Genomic DNA, 19,816 nt, shown 5'->3' on the forward strand with positions numbered 1-19,816 from the left:
TCAGTGACGGAAGTGGCGCACGCCCGTGAAGACCATGGCCACGCCGCGCTCGTTGGCCGCGTCGATGACCTCCTGGTCGCGCATGGAGCCGCCGGGCTGAGCCACGCAGGTCGCGCCCGCGTCGACCACCACGTCCAGCCCATCGCGGAACGGGAAGAAGGCGTCGCTGGCCACCACGGTGTTCTGCAGGGACAGGCCCGCGGCCTGCGCCTTGATGCTGGCGATGCGCGCCGAATCCAGCCGGCTCATCTGGCCAGCACCCACGCCCATGGTCATGCCGCCCTTCACGAACACGATGGCGTTGCTCTTGACGTACTTGGCCACCTTCCAGGCGAACAGCAGGTCCTGCATCTCTTCCTGCGTGGGCTGCTTGAGGGTCACCACCTTCACATCGGGCAGTTGCAGCTCATGGTTGTCGGCCGTCTGCAGCAGCAGGCCCGAGCCCACGCGCTTGGCGTCCATCAGGTTGCGCCCCTGCTCCCACGCCGTGGCACCGCCGGAGGCAGGCAACGCGATCTTCATCAGGCGCACGTTGGCCTTGGCCTTGAACACCTCCAGCGCCTCGGGCGTGAAGTCGGGCGCCATCAGCACTTCGACGAACTGCTTGGCGATCTGCTGCGCGGCCGCGCCGTCCACGGGGCGGTTCAGCGCGATGATGCCGCCGAAGGCGCTCGTCGGGTCGGTCTGGAAGGCCTTGCTGTAGGCCTCCAGCGCGCTCGTGCCCACGGCCACGCCGCAGGGGTTGGCGTGCTTGACGATCACGCAGGCCGGCAGCTTGAAGCTCTTGACGCATTCCCAGGCGGCGTCGGCGTCGGCGATGTTGTTGTACGAGAGTTCCTTGCCCTGCAGCTGCACGCCGGTGACGATGGAGCCGGGCGCAGGGTGCAGGTCGCGGTACAGCGCGGCCTGCTGGTGGCTGTTCTCGCCGTAGCGCAGGTCCTGGATCTTGGTGAAGATGCCGTTGCTCTGGCCGGGGAACAGCGCGCGTTCGGGCACGTAGCTCTCGGACAGCTTGGCCTCGTCGAACTGGATGGACGACAGGTAGTCGCTGATGGCGCCGTCGTACTGCGCGATGCGGTTGAACGCCGCCACCGACAGCGTGAAGCGCAGCTTGTCGGACAGCTTGCCCGCGGCCTTCAACTCGCCCAGCACCGCCTCGTACTGGTCAGCCGAGGTGACCACGCCCACGTCCTTCCAGTTCTTGGCGGCGCTGCGCACCATGGCGGGGCCGCCGATGTCGATGTTCTCGATGGCGTCGGCCAGCGTGCAGCCGGCCTTGGCCACCGTGGCCTCGAACGGGTACAGGTTGACCACCAGCAGATCGATGGTGTCGATGCCGTGCTCCTTCAGCGCCGCCATGTGCGCAGGCAGCTCGCGGCGCGCCAGCAGGCCGCCATGCACCTTGGGGTGCAGCGTCTTCACGCGGCCGTCCAGCATCTCGGGGAACTGCGTGACCTCGGCCACCTCGGTGACGGGCAGGCCGCTCTCGGCCAGCAGCTTGGCGGTGCCGCCGGTGGACAGCAGGCGGATGCCCAGCGCATGCAGTGCCTGGGCAAATTCGACGATGCCGGTCTTGTCGGAGACGGAAAGGAGTGCGTTCATGGGGGACTCGTGATGGTTTTGATGAAATCGGGCTGAAGCGCTTGATGGGCAAGCGCCCCCAGCTATTCTTTTAGAAGCAACGTCAGAGCAGCTTGTGCTCCACCAGCTTCTTGCGCAGCGTGTTGCGGTTCAGCCCCAGCCATTCGGCGGCGCGGGACTGGTTGTTGTCGGCGTGGCTCATCACCACCTCCAGCAGCGGCTTTTCCACCAGGCGCACGACCATGTCGTACACGCCGTCGGGCGTCTCGCCGCCCAGGTCGCGAAAGTAGCCCTGCAGGCTCTCGCGCACGCATTGTTCAATGTTGTTCCGGCTCATGCTCTGTTTCCCTCAGGGGCGGGACCGCGTCGGCGCCGTCGTGTGCGGCCGGCAGCCGGTCCATCTGCGCGCCCAGCGCGCTGAAGAAATCGGCCACCGCCTGCCACTGCGCCGCGCAGTCCTCGATGGTGTTGATGTGTTGTCGCAGTGCCTCGCCGCCCGGCAGCGCGCGCACATACCAGGCGATGTGCTTGCGCGCGCTGCGCACGCCGCTGGCCTCGCCGTACAGGCCGTAGTGGTCCTGCAGGTGCTCCAGCAGCAGGCGACGCACCTCGGCCACCAGCGGCGGCGCGAGGTGCTCGCCAGTGGCGAGGTAGTGGCCGATCTCGCGGAAGATCCACGGCCGGCCCTGGGCCGCGCGCCCGATCATGACCGCGTCGGCGCCTGTGGCGGCCAGCACCGCCCGGGCTTTCTCGGGCGACGTGATGTCGCCATTGGCCACCACGGGCACGCGCACTGCGGCCTTCACGGCAGCGATGGTGTCGTACTCCGCCTGGCCCTTGTACCCCTGCTCGCGCGTGCGGCCGTGCACGGTCAGCATCTGGATGCCCACGTCCTCGAAGCGGCGCGCCAGCACCACGGCGTTCTTGTGCTGCTGGCACCAGCCGGTGCGCATCTTCAGCGTGACCGGCACGCCGCGCGGTGCGCAGGCGGCCACCACGGCCTCGGCGATCTCCACGGCCAGGGCTTCGTTCTGCATCAGGGCAGAGCCCGCCCACTTGTTGCAGACCTTCTTGGCGGGGCAGCCCATGTTGATGTCGATGATCTGTGCACCGCGGTCGATGTTGTAGAGCGCGGCCTCGGCCATCATGGCCGCGTCGGTGCCGGCGATCTGCACCGCGATCGGGCCGGGCTCGCCCTCGTGGTTGGCGCGGCGGCTGGTCTTGAGGCTGTTCCACAGGTCCTTGCGCGAGGTCACCATCTCACTCACCGCATAGCCCGCGCCCAGCCGCTTGCACAGCTGGCGAAACGGCCGGTCCGTCACGCCCGCCATGGGGGCGACGAACAGGCGGTTGGCCAAGGGAATGGGGCCGATCTGCATGGACGGTACGGGCGGGCTGGGGGTGTGTGGGCGAAGGGGCGGATTCTACCTGCCCAAAATTTCAGCAACCGAAAAGCCAGCACTGCGATTGCGCATGTTGCGCCCGAGGGTGGCGACGCAGCCAGCGCACCGCTGCCCCTACACTCGCAGCCCTGCTATGGAAATCTGGATGCACCAACTGCTGGACCTGCTGGCTCTGCCCCAATTCGGCCTGAGCACGGTGTTCATCGTGGCCTTCATCTCCGCCACGCTGCTGCCCGTGGGCTCGGAGCCGGCGGTGTTCGGCCTGGTCAAGCTGAACCCCGAACTGCTCTGGCCCGCGATCCTGGTGGCTACGGCCGGCAACACGCTGGGCGGCGCGGTCAGCTGGTGGATGGGCCTGGGCGCGCACCGCGCCTGGGACGCCGCTCGCCGGCACCGCCACGCGGGCCATGCCGATGCCCCCGCCAAGCCCGCCCGCGAACTGAGCCGCACCGAACGGCGCGCCCGCGTGTGGCTGCGCCGCTGGGGGCCCAAGACCTGCCTACTGAGCTGGCTGCCCGTGGTGGGCGACCCGCTGTGCGCCGTGGCCGGCTGGCTGCGCATGCCGTTCTGGCCCTGCCTGCTCTACATGGCGATTGGCAAGTTCTTCCGCTATGCCAGCATGACGGCCGGCCTGCTGTACCTGGTGCCGGGCGACTGGGTACGCTGGCTGCACGCCTGACCCCCGCGCCCGGCTGAGCGCCTCACCCCAGGGGATGCGCGGCACGCCACAGCTTCAGCAGGTCCTGCAGCAACGGGGGAGCCGGCTCCCGCGCATGCATCACCCCCAGGTCGGCCAGCGCCAAGGCCGCGCGGTCCACCGCCATGTCCAGAATGCGGATTCCGCCCGCCGGGCGGTCATGCGCCAGGCCGGGCACGATGCTGCGCGGCACCAGGGCCACGGCGCGCGGGTGGCCGAGCAGCCCTTCCAGCACCGGCAGCGACACGGTGGACACCGGAAACCACTGCGCCTGCGGCAGCTGCGCCAGCACCGTGTGCTCGAAGATGTCGCGCACAGCGATGTTGGAAGTCGGCAGCACCCAGCGCGCGTCCCCGAGCGCCGCCAGCGGCACGGCCTGACGCACCGCCAGCGGATGGGTGCCGGCTGCGACAACCACTGCCTCGTCGCGCAGCAGCGGCTCGAACACAAAGCTCTCGGGCAACAGCGCAGGACGTCGGCAGAACACGGCGTCCAGCCCGCCACTGATCAAAAGCGACAGCAGGCGCGGCCCCTCGCTCTCCTGCACATCCACATGCACCTGGGGCCGCAGCGCATAGAACTGCGCCAGCAACTGCGCGAGGATGGCGTGCGCGGCTGCGGGGATGGAGCCCAGCCGCAGCGCGGCCGACGCGCCCATGCGGATCGCGGCCAGTGTTTCCGACACGTCCTCCAGTTGGTTCATCACGCTGCGCACGGCGTCGATCAGCGCCTGCCCAGCCTGGGTGGGGCGGATGCCGCGCGAGTGCCGCTCGAACAGCCGCAGATCCAGCACCCGTTCCAGCTCCGCCAGCGCCTGGGTGGCGGCGGACTGGCTCATGTCCAGATGGGCGGCCGCCTTCGCGATTGAGCAGCACTGCTGCAGGGCCAGCAGCAGTTGCAACTGGCGCAGGCGTACATGCTTGGCCAGGCGTGAGAACAGCACGCGGCCTTCGGGGAAGCTATCGGATTCGCGCATAGGTTCTCCAGGTTGTCCTTAGAGACTCGGATGTTCCAGTATGCAGCCATCGGTCCTGCTTATACCTTCCTGTCAAAACGGTGCCCGCGGGCAACCGGTTTTTTCTATATTCGCGGCACATGCAATGCGTGCATGAGCAGCAACGATTCACGCATACCCCGGCGTCTGGTTTTTCGACGCTTGAACCTGAAGGACACCTCCCATGCGCAACACCCCTGTGCCCGCCCGACGCCTGAGCCTCAAGTCACTCACACTCTCCACCCTCGCCGCGGGCGCCGCCCTCGCACTGTTCCCTGCCGCACGGGCCGCCGACGCCTATCCCAGCAAGCCCGTCAAGCTGATCGTGCCGTTCGCGGCCGGCGGTTCGACCGACATCGTGGCCCGCGTGCTGGCCGAAGGCATGCGCCAGACGCTGGGCCAGTCCATCGTGGTGGACAACAAGGCCGGCGCGGGCGGCCTGCTCGGCACGGAGGCCCTGGCCAACGCGGCAGCCGACGGCTACACCATCGGCATGGCCACGGTGAGCACCATGACCATCAACCCGCTGCTGTACACCCGCGCGGCCAACCTGGGCGCCAAGCTCACCCCCGTGGCCAACCTGGTCACCATGCCCTCCGTCTACATGGTGCACCCCAGCCTGGGCGTGAACAGTTTCGAGGCCTTCGTGGCCAAGGCCAAGGCACAGCCCAAGCAGATCAGCGGCGCCGTACCGGGGCCGGGCACGCTGGGCCACCTGATGCTGGCGTCGTTCAACGAGACACTGAAGACCGACATCCTGGTCGTGCCCTACCGCGGCAACGGCCCTGCGCTCAACGATGCGCTGGCCGGCATGGTGCAGGTGATGCCCGACCAGCTGCCCTCGTCCCTGCCCCACATCAAGAGCGGCAAGCTGATTGCGGTGGCGCTGGCCTCCGAAAGCCGCTCGCCCGAGCTGCCGAACGTGCCCACCTTCAAGGAACTAGGCTACAACGACCTGAACCAGCTGGGCATCAGCTGGTTCGGCATCGTCGCGCCCAAGAACACGCCCGCCGCCATCGTCAAGCGGCTGCAGGAGGCGGCTGTCAAGGCGGCGCACCTGCCCGACGTGCAAAAGCGCCTCAAGACCCTGGGCGCCACCCCCACCGACATGGACCAGAGCCAGTTCGCAGCCCAGATCACCGCGCAGACGCAACGCCACAAGGTGCTGCTGGACAAGGCCGGCGTGAAGCCCGAGTAAGCAGGCCGATTCCCATGCGCTCACTGCAGGACTTCTTCACACGCGAAACACCGCGCATGCATGCGCTGGCGGACCAGATCTGGTCGCTGGCCGAGCTGCGCTATGCCGAGACGGCGTCCGCCCAGCTGCACATCGATGCCCTGGCCGGTGTGGGCTTTCGCGTCACGCGCAACGTGGCCGGCATCCCCACCGCCTTCATGGCCGAGTGGGGCGACGAGGGGCCGGTGATCGCCTTCCTGGGCGAGTACGACGCCCTCTCGGGCATGAACCAGCAAAGCGGCGCCCTGGTGTGCACGCCGTCCGTGGACAGCCCCGGCCTGGCCGGGCACGGCTGCGGGCACCACCTGCTGGGCACCTCGGCCCACTTCGCCGCGATTGCGCTGCAGGCGCACCTGCAGGCCACGGGCGCGAAGGCGCGCGTGCGCTTCTACGGCTGTCCGGCCGAGGAAGGCGGCTCGGGCAAGACCTTCATGGCGCGCGAAGGCGCGTTCGACGACGTGGACGCCGCGCTTACCTGGCACCCGGCCAGCTTCACGGGCGTCTTCAGCCAGAGCACGCTGGCCAACATCCAGGCCAGGTTCATCTTCCACGGCAAGGCCTCGCATGCCGCGCACTCGCCCCACCTGGGCCGCAGTGCGCTCGACGCGGTGGAACTCATGAACGTGGGCGTGAACTACCTGCGCGAGCACATGCCTTCGGACGCCCGTGTGCACTACGCCGTGACGGACTCGGGCGGCCTGTCGCCCAACGTGGTGCAGGCCCGCGCCGAGGTGCTGTACCTGATCCGCGCGGCGCGCAACCACGAGGCCGCCGAGCTCTACGAGCGCGTGCAGAACGTGGCGCGCGGCGCGGCACTGATGACCGACTGCCGCGTGGAGATCGTGTTCGACAAGGCCTGCTCCAACCTGCTGCAAAACACCACGCTGAACCAGGTGCTCTACGCCAGGCTGCAGGCCGAGGGCGCGCTGGCCGTGGATGCCCGCGAACGGGGCCGGGCGGCGGACTTCCAGGCCACGCTCAGCCCGGGCGACATCGACGCCGTCAGCCGCCCGCTGGCCAGCGTGCTGCGCGGCCAGGTGCCCGCCGTGTTCGAAGGTGTGGCGCCCTACGACCCTGCGGCCAACGAGACCATGTTCGGCTCGACCGACGTGGCCGACGTGAGCTGGATCACCCCCACCGTGCAGGCCTGGGTGGCCTGCTATGCCTTCGGAACGCCGCTGCACTCATGGCAGATGGTGTCGCAGGGCAAGTCCTCCCTGGCGCACGCCGGCATGGTGCGCGCCGCGCGGGTGCTGGCGGCGACAGCCATCGAGCTCGTAGCCCAGCCTGACCTGATCGCACAGGCCAGGGTGGAACTGCTGGAACGCCGCCAGGGCCAGCCGTACACCTGCCCGATCCCGGCCGATGTGCCGCTGCCGTTCCTGCGCACCTGAGGGCTCGCCAGGTCGCGCCGCGAGTGCGTCACTTCAAAAACGATAGCTGCTAGCGCTTTACCATAAAGCGCTGCAGCCGTTCTTCATGCATTAACGGCTCATCCCGCCGCGCGCATGTCAAAGCGCAAGCTTGCGGATCTGCGCGGAGACGAGGTCGATGGCGCTGACCGTGACGATGATGATGACCATTACCGCCGCCGTCTCGGCGTACTGGAAGCCCCGGACGATCTCCCACAGCACCACGCCGATGCCGCCCGCTCCCACCATGCCCACCACCGACGCCGAGCGCACATTGGCCTCGAAACGGTACAGCGTGTAGGAGATCCACAGCGGCATGACCTGCGGAATCACACCGTAGACGATCTCGTGCAGCGCCGTGGCGCCCGTGGAACGGATGCCTTCGACCGGCTGCGGGTCGATGGCCTCCACCGCTTCCGAGAACAGCTTGGCCAGCGTGCCCGCCGTGTGGACCCACAGCGCCAGCACACCCGCAAAAGGCCCCAGGCCCACCGCCACCACGAACAGCATGGCAAACACCATCTCGTTGATGGCGCGGAAGGCATCGAGCACGCGGCGAACCGGCTGGTACACCCACCAGGGCGCGATGTTGGAAGACGCCAGCAGCCCGAGCGGCACCGCCGTCAGCACGGCCAGCGCGGTCCCCCATACGGCGATCTGCAGCGTCACCAGCATTTCCTGCACATACATCTGCCAGTTGGCGAAGTTGGGTGGAAAGAAGGAGCCCGCGTACTCGGCCATGTTGCCGGAGTCGCGCAGCAGTTCCAGGGGGCGCATGTCGGCGCCCTTCCACGAGGCTGCGAGCACCAGCAGCACGGCAGCCCAGCCCGCGTACCACGCGAGGCCGTGCCGGGATGCGGCCGCGTGGGACAGCGATGCCAGTTGAGTGGGGTTGATCGTCGGTGTCATGGGGATGTCCAGGTGTGACAAGGCCCGCCCTGGCAGGAGCGGGCCCTGAGGGTCACGGGCTTACTGCAGGGCAGCCAGCTGCTTGTCGATCTCGGCGAGCTTGGCGGCCTTGTCGGTGGCGGCGAGCGTGGCGTCTGCCTCGATCTTGTTGCGCTTGCCGAAGAGGTCCAGCTGGCGGATGGGAATCAGTTGGTCGTTGGACGACTGCTTGAAGCCCGAGAGCTTGGAAATCTTGTAGACGATCTCCTTCTCGCGCGGGTCGGTCTTGGCGTAGTTGTAGAAGAAGTTGCGGATCTTCTGCTTGGCCTCCTCGGGCAGCTGCTTGTGCATGACCAGCGGGTCCAGCGGAATCAGGGGCGAGGTCCAGACGATGCGCAAGTCCTTGAACTTCTCGGGCTGGCGCTCCTGGACCTTCGCCAGGTTTTCGCTGTTGTTGGTAGCCACGTCCACCTGCTTGTTGGCCACGGCCAGCGCGTTGGTTTCATGGTTGGCGTTGCGCACCACCTTGAAGACGGCCTTGGGGTCGAGCTGGTTCTTGGCGAACACGTAGTAGCCCGGCACGAGGAAGCCAGAGGTGGAGTTGGGGTCTCCGTTGCCGAAGCTCAGCGACTTGCCGTTCTTGAGGACGTCGTCCAGCGTCTGCAGCGGGCTGTCCTTGTGCACGATCAGGTGCGAGTAGTAGCCCTGCGTGCCGTCGGCATTCACCATCTGCGCAAAGACCTCGCCATGAGCGCGGTCCACGGCCTCCATGGCTGACTTGTTGCCGAACCAGCCCACGTGCACCTTGTTGAAGCGCATGCCTTCGATCACGCCGGCGTAGTCGGGCGCGAAAAAGGCCTTGACCTTCAGACCGGTCTGCTTGGCCATGTCGTCCAGCAGCGGCTGCCAGTCGGACTTCAGGTTCTGCGAGGATTCGGTGGAGATGATGCCGAAGTTGATCTCCTGCGCCCAGGAGGCGGTCAGCGTCACGCCCAGGGCCACGGCGGCAAGGGTTTGTTTGATCATGAGAGATTCCTTGAGGAAGGGTGAGGGAAGGAAGCGGGCGGCTCAGGCGGCCTGAGCCATGGGAGTCGGCCAGGCCGCCTGCGCCGGTGCTGGTGTCGCAGCGGCGGGCTGTGGCGCCATGCCGGTGTGCAGGATCTCGTCGGCCTGCATGCCATAGAGGTTGCGCAGCAGCGCGGGAGTGAGCTCGCTGGACGGGCCATCGAACACCACGCGGCCCTGGTTCAGCGCCACCACGCGCGGGCAGTAGCGCATGGCCATGTCCACCTGGTGCAGCGAGACCACCACCGTGCAGCCGTCCTCGCGGTTGATGCGCTGCAGGATATCCATCACCTTGCGCGACGATTCGGGGTCCAGCGACGCGATGGGCTCGTCCGCCAGCACCACCCGGGCGCCCTGCACCAGCGCACGGGCAATGGCCGCGCGCTGCTGCTGCCCGCCCGACAGGGTGGAGGCACGCTGGCCGTGGCAATCCGCGATGCCGACGCGCGCCAGGGCCTCCAGCGCCATGGCGCGCTCGCCCGGGGTGAACCAGCGCGTCCACGCGCGCCACCAGGGCATGCTGTGCAGGCGCCCCACCAGCACGTTCACCAGTACTGGCAGGCGGTCGACCAGGTTGAACTGCTGGAACACGAAACCCACCTGCGCGCGGATGCGGCGCACATCGCGCTGGATGCGGCCGTCGCGCTGTACGCACTGGCCCGCCACCTCGATGACGGCGCCGCCCGACGCATCGCCCGCCATCAGGCCTGCGACGTGGCGCAGCAGGGTGGACTTGCCGGAGCCGGATGCACCGATCAACGCCACCATTTCGCCCTGGCGGATGTCCAGGTTGACGTTGTCCAGCGCGAGCCTGCCGCTGGCAAAGCGCTTGCTGAGGTTCTGAATGCGAAGAGCCATCATCCATCTCCGGTAAATCTGTCTAGACAAGATTGCAGTGTGTGCGCCGCATATGAAGGGGTTTTGACAGCTTGGGGAAGCTTTCATGAATTCCTTCGCATCACCCCTCAGATCACGCGCCGGCCTTCGCGCCAGGCCGCGCGCACCACGGCCTGCTGGCCGCCCTTGGGCAGATCCACCAGCCGCACCTGGATCAGGTCGGCGCGCAGGCTCTGGCGGATCTCGCCGCGATCGTCCATGCTGCAGGCACGCGCCGGGTTGCGCGTGACCGTGGCCACGGCCTGCGGCAGGGTCAGGATGCCGTCGTGCACCAGCCGCGCCACGGCGCCGAGCAGGCTGCCCGGCACGTAGTCGGACGAGAGGATGTCCAGCAGCCCCAGCCGCGCCAGCTCAGCCGCCGCGACGTTGCCCGAGTGGGAGCCACCGCGCACGATGTTGGGCCCGCCCATCACCGTGCACATGCCGCGCTCATGCGCGGCGCGCGCCGCGGCCACGGTGGTCGGGAATTCCGACACCGAAGCACCCTCGGCATGGGCCTGTTGGACATGGTCCTCGGTGGTGTCGTCATGGCTGGCCAGCGCAATGCCGTGCGTGCGGCAGTAGTCCACGAAATACTGGCGGTGCGGCTGCGCGTAGCGCGCCTGCAGCTCGGTGGAATACTCCACCTGACGCAGGAACTTCTCCAGGCTCCAGCCCTTCTTGCCCGTGTAGTACACGCGCGCCTGCTCAATGTCCTCCCACTGGCGCTGGCCGGGGGTGTGGTCCATCAGCGAGATCAGCGACAGGCGCTCGTGGCCATCGAAGGGCTCGAACAGGTCGATGGTGTTGGGCGCCGGCAGCTCGCAGCGCACATGCAGGTGGTGGTCGGCGCGCAGCAGGCCCTGCGCGGCGCAGGTGTCGATGGTTTCCACCACGCCGCTCCAGGCGCTGCCGCGCAGGCTGTCGGGGTCGGCGTCGCCCACCCCCAGCGCGTCGAACACGGTGGTGATGCCGGCGGCCGCCACCTCGGCGTCATGGGCAAGCAGCGCGGGCATTTCCGCCCACTGCACCTTGGGGCGCGGCATCAGGTGGCGCTCGAAGTTGTCGGTATGGATCTCCACCAGGCCGGGCATGAGGTAGTCGCCCTCCAGATCGTGGCCCGCGGCGTGCGTGGAGCCGCTGTCCACGGCGGTGATGCGGCCCCGGTCTGCCTGCACGCTGCCCTGCACCACTTCATCGGCCAGCACGATGCGGCCGTTGCGGAAAACGAGTGTGCTCATGCGCTCCTCCGGAAACGGGTCATGTCAATACGTCGCGTGGCCACTTGGGCGCCCACGTCGGGGTCGTGGAAGATGCCCAGCACGGCTGCGCCGCGCGCCACCGCCTCCTGGATCAACTCCACCACGGTTTGCGTGTTCGCGCGGTCGAGTGAAGCCGTGGGTTCGTCCACCAGCAGCAGGGGCCGGGGCTTGATGAGGCTGCGCGCGATGTTGATGCGCTGCTGCTCGCCGCCCGAGAAGGTGGCCGGCGGCAGTTGCCACAGCCGCTCGGGAATGCACAGCCGCTGCAGCCAGCGCCCGGCCTCGGCGCGGGCCTGCGCCACCGCGGCGGCGTCGCCAGCCCGGCCTTCGACCAGAGGTTCCGCCACCACGTCGATGGCCGGCACCCGCGGTATCACGCGCAGGAACTGGCTCACGTAGCCCACGGTGTCGCGGCGCATCTGCACCAGCTCGCGGGCGCTGGCCTGGGTCACGTCCAGGGCGGTGCCGCCCGGCGCGTGTACCTCGATGCGCCCGGCGCTGGCGCGGTAGTTGGCATAGACCAGCTTGAGCAGCGTGCTCTTGCCCATGCCGGACGGGCCGTCCAGCACCAGGCATTCGCCGGGGCGCGCCTGCAGGTCAACGTCGTCCAGCACGGGCAGCTCGGCCCCGTTCTGGTGGTGGAGCGTGAAGCGCTTGGCCACACCTGTCATGGAGAGAACGGCTTGCGTCATGGCTGGAGCACCGAAGAAACGAGAAGCTGGGTGTAGGGGTGCTGGGGGTCGTCCAGCACCTGGTCGGTGAGGCCGCTTTCGACGATCCGACCGCGCTGCATCACCACCATGCGGTGCGCCAGCAGGCGCGCCACGGCCAGGTCGTGCGTGACGATGACCACCGCCAGCTGCAACTCCTGCGTGAGCTGGCGCAGGAGGTCCAGCAGGCGTGCCTGCACCGACACGTCCAGGCCGGAGGTGGGCTCGTCCATGAACACCAGGCGCGGACGGGTCACCAGGTTGCGCGCGATCTGCAGGCGCTGGCGCATACCGCCCGAGAAGGTGCGCGGCGCGTCGTCGATACGGATGGCGTCGATCTCCACGCGCTGCAGCCACTCCTCGGCCGCACAGCGCAGCTGACCGTAGTGGCGCTGACCCAGTCCCATCAGCCGCTCGCCCACGTTGGCGCCGGCCGACACGTCCATGCGCAGGCCGTCGGCGGGGTTCTGGTGCACGAAGCCCCAGTCGGTGCGCGCCAGCAGGCGCTGGCGTGCCTGGCTCATGCCGTGCACGTCTTCCAGGCTGCCGTCGCGCAGGCGGTACTCGACACAGCCCGCGTCGGGCCGCGTGCGCGCCGCAATGGCGTTGAGGAGCGTGCTCTTGCCCGAGCCGGATTCGCCTACCACGGCCAGCACCTCGCCGGGCCACAGGTCGAACGATGCCTCGTGCAGCGCGGTGAATGCGCCATAGCGCTTGGCCACGCCGCGCACGCGCAGCAGGGGTTGGGGAAGGATGGTGACGGTCATGCTTGGGTCTCGATCACAAAGCTGTACCCGTGGCGCTCGAAGCCCAGGCTCTCGTAGAACCCGTGGGCCTGCGTGCGCCGGCGGTTGGAAGAGAGCGCGAGCTTGTAGCAACCGGCGGCGCGCGCCCGCTCCACAGCGTGCGCCATCAGGCGCCTGCCGATGCCCTGGCCACGGCAGGCGGCATCCACCACCACGTCCTCGGCAATCGCCGAGGGCGTGCCCATGTGGGCCAGGTTGTGCATCACCAGCAGCGCATAGCTGGCCACGACGCGATCGGGCGCATCGGCATCGCACGCGACATACAGGTGGTAGTGGGGGTAGCGGGCGAACTGCGCATGGATCTCCCGCGCACGCTCCAGGTCCAGCACCTGGGCATCATCCAGGCCCGGCTGCGCGTACAGCGCCAGCACGTCGGGCAGGTCATCGGCCGTGGCCTCGCGGACGAACAGGTTCATGGCCGCTCCCCCTGCCCTGCCGGCTGCATCTCGTGCGCCTGGCGCTCCTGGCAATAGTCGGAGTCGGAGCACACATGCATGCGCGCCCCCTGGTCGTCGGTGATAACCTCGTCCAGGAACGAATCCGTGGACCCACACAGCGCGCACGCAGCGTCCCACTTCTGCACCTCGAACGGGTGGTCCTCGAACGACAGGCTCTCCACCGCGGTGTAGGGTGGCACGGCATAGATACGCTTTTCCCGCCCCGCGCCAAACAGCTGCAGCGCCGGGTTCATGTGCATCTTGGGGTTGTCGAACTTGGGGATGGGCGACGGCGCCATCAGATAGCGGCCGTTGACCATCACCGGGTAGTCGTAGGTGGTGGCAATGTGGCCGAAGCGCGCGATGTCCTCGTACAGCTTGACGTGCATGAGGCCGTACTCGGCCAGCGCATGCAGGGTGCGCGTCTCCGTCTCGCGCGGCTCCAGCCGCTGCAGCGGCTCGGGCACGGGCACTTGGTAGACGATCACCTGGCCCTCGCGCAGCGGCGTCTCAGGGATGCGGTGGCGCGTCTGGATGATGCTGGCCTGCACCGTGCGCGTGGTGACGGGAACGCCCGTCGTGCGCTGGAAGAAGCGGCGGATGTTGACCGCATTCACCGTGTCGTCCGAACCCTGGTCGATCACTTTGAGCATGTCCTGCGGCCCGATCACGGCAGCCGTGACCTGGATGCCGCCCGTGCCCCACCCGTAGGGCAGCGGCATCTCGCGCGAGCCGAAGGGCACCTGGTAGCCCGGTACGGCCACGGCCTTGAGGATGGCGCGGCGGATCATGCGCTTGGTGCGCTCGTCCAGGTAGGCGAAGTTGACCTCTGCCGCGGCCTGCGCCGCTGCGTCCGGCGCGCCCAGCAGGCTTGTGTCGATGGGGGCGTTCATGGCTGCTGCTCCTGCTCTTGGGTCGCGTGCCGGGGCGCAGCGGCCTGCACACGCATGCGCCGCACCAGCTCCAGCTCGGATTGAAAGTCCACGTAGTGCGGCAGCTTCAGGTGCTGCACGAAGCCCGAGGCTTCCAGGCTGTCGCTGTGCGAGAGCACGAACTCCTGCATCTGCGCGGGCGATTCCACGGCCTCGCCCAGCTCGGGCGCGCGCAGGGCGCGGTCCACCAGGCTCATGGCCATGGCCTTGCGCTCGCTGTGGCCGAACGCCAGGCCGTAGCCGCGCGTGAACTGCGGCGGCTCGCTCTTGCTGCCCGCGAACTGGTTGACCATCTCGCATTCGGTTAGCTCGATGTCGCCGATGGAGATCGTGAAGTCCAGTTCCTCGGGCGCGAGCTCCACGGCCACCGCGCCCAGCCGGATTTCGCCCACGAAGGGATGGGTGTGCGAATAGCCGCGCTGCGTGGAGTACGCCATGGCCAGCAGAAAGCCCTCGTCGCCGCGCGCCAGGTTCTGCAGCCGCGTGGCCCGGTCGGCGGGAAAGCGCAGCGGCTCGCGCGTCAGGTCCCGGGGCGCGGGGTCGCCCTCGGGCAACGGGTGTTTTTCGATCAGGCCTTCCTGGTTGAGCAGGTCCACCACGCGCGGCGTGGGGACCTCGGCCGGCACCGCGGCACTGCTGTCGATGTCCGCCGGAGATTGCGCATCCGCCATCAGCGTGAAGTCGAGCAGGCGCTGGGTGTAGTCGTATGTCGGCCCCAGGATCTGCCCGCCGGGCAGGTCCTTGAAGGTGGCAGATACACGGCGCGACAGCGCCATGTCTTCGGTGCGCAGCGGGCAGGCGTCGCCCAGGCGCGGCAGCGTGGCGCGGTAGGCACGCAGCAGAAAGATCGCCTCGACGAGATCGCCGCAGGCCTGCTTGATGGCGAGCGCGGCCAGATCGGGATCGTAGACCGACCCTTCGGTCATCACGCGGTCCACGGCCAGCTTCATCTGCTGGCGGATCTGCGCCACGCTCAACGCGGGCAGGGTCTCGTCGCCGCGGCGCTGTTCGGCCAGCAGGCGGTAGCTGTTGAGGATGGCGGTTTCCCCGCCCTTGACGGCCACGTACATGCTCAGGCCTCCACCATGGATTGCACGCGGGTCGAGCGGGGCAACCCCACCACGCGCACGCCCGACGCAAGGAACGCATCCACACCGCGCGGAAACGCCGCATGGTTGGCCGCCCATTGCTCGGCGAAATCGGCGGGAAGCCCTGCCACGCGCAGGCACGCCTCGTCTCGGATGCCCGGCCCCGTCAGCCGCAGCTCGTCGCCCGCGTCGCCTTGCAGCACGCCCACCTCCAGCACGCAGGTGGCCGACTGGTCGGGGTATTCGTCGCTGCCCAGCGCCAGCTGTGTGAGCGACGGCCATGCATCGCCCGCCGCCAGCCAGAGAAAGCGCGCCTGCTGCGGCGCGGCGACGCAGCGGCATCCGGTGTGAAAGCGCAGCCAGGCCTCTGCATCCGAGCCCGCCAGCGAGGGCGAGAGCCACAGCGTGCAGTCACTGTCCAGCAGAGCCAACAGCAGCAAGGCCGCGGCGCCCTGTCCGCGCGACGGCAGCTGCGCCACCGCCGGCAGCTCCACCACGCGGCCCGGCAGGGACAACGCCTGCAGCGCCTGGCGGAACACCGCTTGGCTGCCCAGGGCCGCGTCATCGAAACCGGGGCGCACCTGTTGCAGGTCTTCGCTTCTCATGCCTCGTCCTCCTCGCCTTCACCCGCACCGGTTTCGCGGGCCACGGTGAAGAAATCCACCTTGGTCATCTGTGCACGGGTCCGCCTTTGCGCCTGCTGTTGGGCCAGGTGCTCGCGCACGGGAACCAGCAGCACCTGCTCCAGATCGGCGTTTTGCTCCTGCAGCAGGGCGTCCGCCATGGCCGCTAGCTCCGCCTGCCGGTGGTTGCGGCCCAAGACATAGGCCACGCCCACGGGCGCGGTGTGCGCGCCGTCCATGCGTGAACGCAGTGCGCAACGCGTCACGGTGACCTCACCCAGGTTGAAGCGCTGCCCGGTGCCGCCTGCGCGGCCCTGCACCATGTACAAGCCGGTTTCGGGGGGGCGCAGCCACTCGGTGCGGCGCCGGTCTTGGTGGGGCCGCATGGCCTGCTCCAACAGGGGCAGGGGCGCCCTGGCCAGCAGGGCTATCCATTCGGCGCGCGAGCACCCGCTGCGGCGGGGCCCATCGCTGTCAAACGCATGAAACATGGGGGTGCTACTTTCTATGTTGTGTAGACAACTTATGCAGTAGCCTGGAGCTTAGGCACCCCTCGTGTAGCTTTCATGACAAAAAATACCGCCACCGCCGACAACACCACTTTGGTCCTGCCCCACCCCGAGCACAGCTTCTGGGCACGCATCGCCCACGAAATCGCCGACGCGATTCGCCGCGGCATCTATGCGCCGGGCGAACGCCTGCCCTCGGAACATGCCCTGGCCCAGCAATACGGCGTCAACCGGCACACCATCCGCCGTTCGTTGACCACGCTGGGGCAGCTGGGGCTGGTGCGTTCGGCCCAGGGCAGCGGAACCTATGTGGAGGAATTCGCCGTGGACCTCGTCCTCGGCAAGCGCCCCCGGCACCGCCAGAGCCTGGCCCAGGCGGGCCTGAAGGGCGGCATGAAGGTGCTGCAGTCCCATGTGCTGCGCGCCGACTCCGCGGTCGCGCAGGCGTTGGAGGTGCCTCCCGGCTCGCAAGTGCTCCACCTCGTCGTGCTGGGTGACGGGGGCGGGCAGCCCCTGCACGTCAGCGACCGGTACTTTCCCCTGCCCCGCCTCGCCGGGCTGGACACCCACCTGCGGGCCACGGGCTCCATCACCGCATCGCTGGCACAGCTGGGGGTGGCCGACTACACCCGTCGGGAGAGCCGCATCTCCGCACGCCTGCCGGAGGCGAAGGTGGCCACGTTGCTGCACCAGCCTGCCAGCCGGCCGACGTTGCTGGTCACCAGTGTGAACGTGGACACCGAAGGCGTCCCCGTGGAGTTCGCCCGCGCCTGGTTCGCCGGCGACCGGGTCACGCTGACGATGGACCATGCACATGACTGACGACGCAGCCCGTCCCCACCGCGTCGCCGTGTACTACGCGCCTGCTCCCGACTCCGGCTGGTGGAGTGCCGGCAGCCACTGGCTGGGCCGTTGCGCGGCCACCGGCCGGGCGCTGACCCAGCCTTGCCCGCCCGGCTTGAGCCCCCACGCATTTGCGCAACTGACGGCCGAGCCGCGGCGTTATGGCTGGCATGCCACGCTCAAGGCTCCCTTCCAACTGGCGGAAGGCCAAGGTCTGCAGCAGGTGCGCGCGGCACTCCACCAGCTCTGCCAACAGCGGAGCGCGTTCGATTTACCAGCGCTGCAAGCGTGTGCGATGGGCAGCTTCCTGGCCTTGCGGCCCGTGCAGCCGCCGGCCGCGCTGGAGCAGCTGGCCGCAGACTGCGTGCGGCAGCTCCACCCACTGGCCGCGCCCTTGGGCGCAAGCGAACTGGCAAGGCGCCGGCGCGCCGGCCTGACCGCCGAACAGGACGCCCTGCTGCTAGCCTGGGGCTATCCGTGGGTGCTGGACCATTACCGCTTCCATCTGTCGTTGACGGGAACGCTGCACGATCAACCCGCGGGCTGCCAGGCGGTACTGCTCGACGCCGCCTCACGGCATTTCAGCGGCCTGGGGCCATGCCGGATAGACCGACTCTCCCTGTTCGCGGAGCCGACACCCGGGGCGGACTTCGTCCTCATCGAGCAAATGAGTTTCCAGCCATGACGGGGCAACTCGTGTACGTCATCGGCCCCTCGGGCGCAGGCAAGGACAGCGTGCTGGCCGCCCTGCGCGCCCGCTGGCCCCAGGATATCCCCGTGCATTGGGCGCGCCGCACCATCTCCCGTCCCAGCGCGGCACAGGGCGAGCAACATGAGGCCGTCGACGCCCAGGCCTTCCGCCAGTTGAGCGCCACGCAGGCATTTGCGCTGCAATGGAGTGCCAACGGTCTGCACTACGGCGTGCGCCATGCCGAACTGGCGCCCCTGCGCCAGGGCCACTGGGTCTTCGTGAACGGATCACGCAAGCACCTGCCGACGCTGCTACGCGAGTGGCCTGCGGCCCAGGTCGTCCACATCGGCGCCTCTGCCGACATCCTCCGCCGGCGCCTGATCGCCCGTGGGCGCGAAACGGCAGAAGCCGTAGAGGCCCGGCTGGCGCGCGAGGTGCAGCTGCAGCTGCCCCAGGGAAGCATCCGCATCCGCAACGACGGCGCGCTGGAAGACGCGGCCGCGCAACTGCTCGCGGAACTGCGTGCGCGTTCGCAGGCCGCCGCCGCCCCGCTGGAGCGGCTCGATCAATAGCCTCAAGAAGAAAAAACCCCGCGGGTGCAAAGCACAACGGGGTTTTGCGGGCCTATCCAGTGCGGATACGCAGCGCGGCGCAGGTCAGACGTTGAAGAGGAAGTTCATCACGTCGCCGTCCTTGACGACGTATTCCTTGCCTTCGGCGCGCATCTTGCCCGCGTCCTTGGCGCCCTGCTCGCCCTTGTACTGGATGAAATCCTCGAACGCGATGGTCTGCGCGCGGATGAAGCCGCGCTCGAAGTCGCCGTGGATCACGCCGGCGGCCTGCGGCGCGGTGTCGCCCACGTGGATGGTCCAGGCGCGCACTTCCTTCACGCCGGCCGTGAAGTAGGTCTGCAGGCCCAGCAGCTTGAAGCCCGCGCGGATCAGGCGGTTCAGGCCCGGCTCCTCCAGCCCCATTTCCTGCAGGAACATGTCGCGGTCCTCGTCGCCCATCTCGGCCATCTCGGCCTCGATCTTGGCGCAGATGGCGACCACGGGCGCGCCCTGGGCCTCGGCATAGGCCTTGAGCTTGTCCAGCAGGGGGTTGTTCTCGAAACCGTCCTCGGCCACGTTGCCCACGAACATCGCCGGCTTGGCGGTGATCAGGCAGAACTGCTTGAGCAGCGGCGCGTCTTCCTTGGACACGGGCACGGTGCGCGCCGGCTTGCCCTCATCCAGCGCAGCCTGGATGGGCGTGAGCAGTTGCACCAGCTTGGCGGCTTCCTTGTCGTTGCCGCTCTTGGCCGCCTTGCTGTAGCGCTGCAGGGCCTTCTCGACGGTGGCCAGGTCGGCCAGGCACAGCTCGGTCTGGATGACCTCGATGTCGGCGATGGGGTCCACGCGGCCGGCCACGTGGATCACGTTCGGGTCCTCGAAGCAACGCACCACGTTGACGATGGCATCGGTCTCGCGGATGTGCGCCAGGAACTGGTTGCCCAGGCCTTCGCCCTTGGAGGCACCGGCCACCAGGCCCGCGATGTCCACGAACTCGACGATGGCGGGCACGATGCGCTCGGGATTGATGATCTCTGCCAGCTGCTGCAGGCGCGGATCGGGCACCTCCACCACGCCGGTGTTGGGCTCGATGGTGCAAAAAGGGTAGTTCTCGGCGGCAATGCCGGCCTTGGTGAGGGCGTTAAAGAGGGTGGACTTGCCGACGTTGGGCAGGCCCACGATGCCGCATTTCAGGCTCATGGCAGGGCTTT

At 68.4% G+C, this 19,816-nt stretch carries 22 protein-coding genes; 6 read left to right on the forward strand and 16 right to left on the reverse strand.

What is annotated here, in order from left to right; genetic code table 11:
• From purH to dusB, 3 genes are all read right to left on the reverse strand, one after another.
• Positions 1–1,602, reverse strand: coding sequence for a bifunctional phosphoribosylaminoimidazolecarboxamide formyltransferase/IMP cyclohydrolase (gene purH / locus DTPSY_RS14550; protein ID WP_015914201.1), 1,602 nt, complete (start codon positions 1,600–1,602; stop codon positions 1–3).
• 82 nt (positions 1,603–1,684) lie between these two features.
• Positions 1,685–1,918: a Fis family transcriptional regulator gene (locus DTPSY_RS14555; RefSeq protein ID WP_011806682.1), complete on the reverse strand. Its 234-nt coding sequence runs from the start codon at positions 1,916–1,918 to the stop codon at positions 1,685–1,687.
• Entirely contained in the window at positions 1,899–2,960 is a 1,062-nt protein-coding gene (gene dusB, locus DTPSY_RS14560) for a tRNA dihydrouridine synthase DusB (protein WP_015914202.1), read from the reverse strand. The genes DTPSY_RS14555 and dusB overlap by 20 nt, the downstream gene beginning before the upstream one ends.
• Positions 2,961–3,129: 169 nt before the next feature.
• Between dusB and DTPSY_RS14565 the strand changes: the two genes are divergently transcribed.
• Entirely contained in the window at positions 3,130–3,663 is a 534-nt protein-coding gene (locus DTPSY_RS14565; protein ID WP_041839077.1) for a YqaA family protein, read from the forward strand.
• Positions 3,664–3,685: 22 nt separating this feature from the next.
• Here the strand turns inward: DTPSY_RS14565 and DTPSY_RS14570 are convergent, their stop codons facing one another.
• A complete protein-coding gene (locus DTPSY_RS14570; RefSeq protein ID WP_015914204.1) occupies positions 3,686–4,657 on the reverse strand; it encodes a LysR family transcriptional regulator in 972 nt (323 codons plus the stop codon).
• Between the two features lie 202 nt (positions 4,658–4,859).
• On the opposite strand from DTPSY_RS14570, the gene DTPSY_RS14575 reads away from it, so the two are divergent.
• Both DTPSY_RS14575 and DTPSY_RS14580 read left to right on the forward strand, forming a co-directional pair.
• Positions 4,860–5,873 (forward strand): tripartite tricarboxylate transporter substrate binding protein BugE, encoded by a 1,014-nt coding sequence (locus DTPSY_RS14575; protein WP_015914205.1) that lies wholly within the window; start codon positions 4,860–4,862, stop codon positions 5,871–5,873.
• A gap of 14 nt (positions 5,874–5,887) precedes the next feature.
• The gene (locus tag DTPSY_RS14580) at positions 5,888–7,306 is read left to right on the forward strand and encodes a M20 family metallopeptidase (RefSeq protein ID WP_015914206.1); all 1,419 of its coding nucleotides are present in this window, start codon (positions 5,888–5,890) and stop codon (positions 7,304–7,306) included.
• Positions 7,307–7,423: 117 nt separating this feature from the next.
• Here DTPSY_RS14580 and phnE read toward each other — a convergent pair whose 3' ends face one another.
• From phnE to phnG, 11 genes are all read right to left on the reverse strand, one after another.
• Positions 7,424–8,233 (reverse strand): phosphonate ABC transporter, permease protein PhnE, encoded by an 810-nt coding sequence (gene phnE / locus DTPSY_RS14585; RefSeq protein WP_015914207.1) that lies wholly within the window; start codon positions 8,231–8,233, stop codon positions 7,424–7,426.
• 60 nt (positions 8,234–8,293) lie between these two features.
• Entirely contained in the window at positions 8,294–9,238 is a 945-nt protein-coding gene (gene phnD / locus DTPSY_RS14590; protein ID WP_015914208.1) for a phosphonate ABC transporter substrate-binding protein, read from the reverse strand.
• A 42-nt stretch (positions 9,239–9,280) separates the two neighbouring features.
• Complete coding sequence (phnC, locus tag DTPSY_RS14595) at positions 9,281–10,135, reverse strand: phosphonate ABC transporter ATP-binding protein (protein ID WP_015914209.1); 855 nt, start codon at positions 10,133–10,135, stop codon at positions 9,281–9,283.
• A 107-nt stretch (positions 10,136–10,242) separates the two neighbouring features.
• Positions 10,243–11,394, reverse strand: a complete 1,152-nt coding sequence (locus tag DTPSY_RS14600; RefSeq protein ID WP_015914210.1) for an alpha-D-ribose 1-methylphosphonate 5-triphosphate diphosphatase — start codon at positions 11,392–11,394, stop codon at positions 10,243–10,245.
• Positions 11,391–12,107 (reverse strand): phosphonate C-P lyase system protein PhnL, encoded by a 717-nt coding sequence (gene phnL, locus DTPSY_RS14605; RefSeq protein ID WP_015914211.1) that lies wholly within the window; start codon positions 12,105–12,107, stop codon positions 11,391–11,393. The genes DTPSY_RS14600 and phnL overlap by 4 nt, the downstream gene beginning before the upstream one ends.
• Positions 12,104–12,892: a phosphonate C-P lyase system protein PhnK gene (gene phnK / locus DTPSY_RS14610; RefSeq protein ID WP_015914212.1), complete on the reverse strand. Its 789-nt coding sequence runs from the start codon at positions 12,890–12,892 to the stop codon at positions 12,104–12,106. The genes phnL and phnK overlap by 4 nt, the downstream gene beginning before the upstream one ends.
• Positions 12,889–13,347, reverse strand: coding sequence for a GNAT family N-acetyltransferase (locus DTPSY_RS14615; RefSeq protein ID WP_015914213.1), 459 nt, complete (start codon positions 13,345–13,347; stop codon positions 12,889–12,891). The genes phnK and DTPSY_RS14615 overlap by 4 nt, the downstream gene beginning before the upstream one ends.
• Positions 13,344–14,261, reverse strand: coding sequence for an alpha-D-ribose 1-methylphosphonate 5-phosphate C-P-lyase PhnJ (locus tag DTPSY_RS14620; protein WP_015914214.1), 918 nt, complete (start codon positions 14,259–14,261; stop codon positions 13,344–13,346). Before DTPSY_RS14620 ends, DTPSY_RS14615 begins: the two co-directional genes overlap by 4 nt.
• A complete protein-coding gene (locus DTPSY_RS14625; protein WP_015914215.1) occupies positions 14,258–15,370 on the reverse strand; it encodes a carbon-phosphorus lyase complex subunit in 1,113 nt (370 codons plus the stop codon). The genes DTPSY_RS14620 and DTPSY_RS14625 overlap by 4 nt, the downstream gene beginning before the upstream one ends.
• A 2-nt stretch (positions 15,371–15,372) precedes the next feature.
• Positions 15,373–15,993, reverse strand: a complete 621-nt coding sequence (phnH, locus tag DTPSY_RS14630; RefSeq protein WP_015914216.1) for a phosphonate C-P lyase system protein PhnH — start codon at positions 15,991–15,993, stop codon at positions 15,373–15,375.
• On the reverse strand, positions 15,990–16,502 hold the full coding sequence (gene phnG / locus DTPSY_RS14635) for a phosphonate C-P lyase system protein PhnG (protein ID WP_015914217.1): 513 nt from the start codon (positions 16,500–16,502) through the stop codon (positions 15,990–15,992). Before phnG ends, phnH begins: the two co-directional genes overlap by 4 nt.
• A 75-nt stretch (positions 16,503–16,577) precedes the next feature.
• Between phnG and phnF the strand changes: the two genes are divergently transcribed.
• Genes phnF through phnN form a run of 3 tightly spaced genes read left to right on the forward strand, consistent with a single transcriptional unit; the run spans position 16,578 to position 18,626 of the window.
• Positions 16,578–17,342 (forward strand): phosphonate metabolism transcriptional regulator PhnF, encoded by a 765-nt coding sequence (phnF, locus tag DTPSY_RS14640; protein WP_015914218.1) that lies wholly within the window; start codon positions 16,578–16,580, stop codon positions 17,340–17,342.
• Positions 17,335–18,048 carry a DUF1045 domain-containing protein gene (locus DTPSY_RS14645; protein ID WP_015914219.1) on the forward strand — a complete coding sequence of 238 codons (714 nt, stop codon included), beginning with the start codon at positions 17,335–17,337 and terminating at the stop codon, positions 18,046–18,048. Before phnF ends, DTPSY_RS14645 begins: the two co-directional genes overlap by 8 nt.
• Positions 18,045–18,626: a phosphonate metabolism protein/1,5-bisphosphokinase (PRPP-forming) PhnN gene (phnN, locus tag DTPSY_RS14650; protein ID WP_015914220.1), complete on the forward strand. Its 582-nt coding sequence runs from the start codon at positions 18,045–18,047 to the stop codon at positions 18,624–18,626. Before DTPSY_RS14645 ends, phnN begins: the two co-directional genes overlap by 4 nt.
• An 84-nt stretch (positions 18,627–18,710) precedes the next feature.
• Here the strand turns inward: phnN and ychF are convergent, their stop codons facing one another.
• A complete protein-coding gene (gene ychF / locus DTPSY_RS14655) occupies positions 18,711–19,805 on the reverse strand; it encodes a redox-regulated ATPase YchF (RefSeq protein ID WP_011806713.1) in 1,095 nt (364 codons plus the stop codon).
• Between the last annotated feature and the right edge of the window lie 11 nt (positions 19,806–19,816).

The sequence above is a fragment of the [Acidovorax] ebreus TPSY genome (assembly GCF_000022305.1).
Classification (GTDB): Bacteria; Pseudomonadota; Gammaproteobacteria; order Burkholderiales; family Burkholderiaceae_C; genus Diaphorobacter; species Diaphorobacter nitroreducens.

What these genes read in the sequence shown, in the direction of transcription:
- purH (WP_015914201.1), bottom strand. Translation starts at nt 1,602, where the DNA reads ATGAACGCACTCCTTTCCGTCTCCGACAAGACCGGCATCGTCGAATTT.
- DTPSY_RS14555 (WP_011806682.1), bottom strand. Translation starts at nt 1,918, where the DNA reads ATGAGCCGGAACAACATTGAACAATGCGTGCGCGAGAGCCTGCAGGGC.
- dusB (WP_015914202.1), bottom strand. Translation starts at nt 2,960, where the DNA reads ATGCAGATCGGCCCCATTCCCTTGGCCAACCGCCTGTTCGTCGCCCCC.
- DTPSY_RS14565 (WP_041839077.1), top strand. Translation starts at nt 3,130, where the DNA reads ATGCACCAACTGCTGGACCTGCTGGCTCTGCCCCAATTCGGCCTGAGC.
- DTPSY_RS14570 (WP_015914204.1), bottom strand. Translation starts at nt 4,657, where the DNA reads ATGCGCGAATCCGATAGCTTCCCCGAAGGCCGCGTGCTGTTCTCACGC.
- DTPSY_RS14575 (WP_015914205.1), top strand. Translation starts at nt 4,860, where the DNA reads ATGCGCAACACCCCTGTGCCCGCCCGACGCCTGAGCCTCAAGTCACTC.
- DTPSY_RS14580 (WP_015914206.1), top strand. Translation starts at nt 5,888, where the DNA reads ATGCGCTCACTGCAGGACTTCTTCACACGCGAAACACCGCGCATGCAT.
- phnE (WP_015914207.1), bottom strand. Translation starts at nt 8,233, where the DNA reads ATGACACCGACGATCAACCCCACTCAACTGGCATCGCTGTCCCACGCG.
- phnD (WP_015914208.1), bottom strand. Translation starts at nt 9,238, where the DNA reads ATGATCAAACAAACCCTTGCCGCCGTGGCCCTGGGCGTGACGCTGACC.
- phnC (WP_015914209.1), bottom strand. Translation starts at nt 10,135, where the DNA reads ATGGCTCTTCGCATTCAGAACCTCAGCAAGCGCTTTGCCAGCGGCAGG.
- DTPSY_RS14600 (WP_015914210.1), bottom strand. Translation starts at nt 11,394, where the DNA reads ATGAGCACACTCGTTTTCCGCAACGGCCGCATCGTGCTGGCCGATGAA.
- phnL (WP_015914211.1), bottom strand. Translation starts at nt 12,107, where the DNA reads ATGACGCAAGCCGTTCTCTCCATGACAGGTGTGGCCAAGCGCTTCACG.
- phnK (WP_015914212.1), bottom strand. Translation starts at nt 12,892, where the DNA reads ATGACCGTCACCATCCTTCCCCAACCCCTGCTGCGCGTGCGCGGCGTG.
- DTPSY_RS14615 (WP_015914213.1), bottom strand. Translation starts at nt 13,347, where the DNA reads ATGAACCTGTTCGTCCGCGAGGCCACGGCCGATGACCTGCCCGACGTG.
- DTPSY_RS14620 (WP_015914214.1), bottom strand. Translation starts at nt 14,261, where the DNA reads ATGAACGCCCCCATCGACACAAGCCTGCTGGGCGCGCCGGACGCAGCG.
- DTPSY_RS14625 (WP_015914215.1), bottom strand. Translation starts at nt 15,370, where the DNA reads ATGTACGTGGCCGTCAAGGGCGGGGAAACCGCCATCCTCAACAGCTAC.
- phnH (WP_015914216.1), bottom strand. Translation starts at nt 15,993, where the DNA reads ATGAGAAGCGAAGACCTGCAACAGGTGCGCCCCGGTTTCGATGACGCG.
- phnG (WP_015914217.1), bottom strand. Translation starts at nt 16,502, where the DNA reads ATGTTTCATGCGTTTGACAGCGATGGGCCCCGCCGCAGCGGGTGCTCG.
- phnF (WP_015914218.1), top strand. Translation starts at nt 16,578, where the DNA reads ATGACAAAAAATACCGCCACCGCCGACAACACCACTTTGGTCCTGCCC.
- DTPSY_RS14645 (WP_015914219.1), top strand. Translation starts at nt 17,335, where the DNA reads ATGACTGACGACGCAGCCCGTCCCCACCGCGTCGCCGTGTACTACGCG.
- phnN (WP_015914220.1), top strand. Translation starts at nt 18,045, where the DNA reads ATGACGGGGCAACTCGTGTACGTCATCGGCCCCTCGGGCGCAGGCAAG.
- ychF (WP_011806713.1), bottom strand. Translation starts at nt 19,805, where the DNA reads ATGAGCCTGAAATGCGGCATCGTGGGCCTGCCCAACGTCGGCAAGTCC.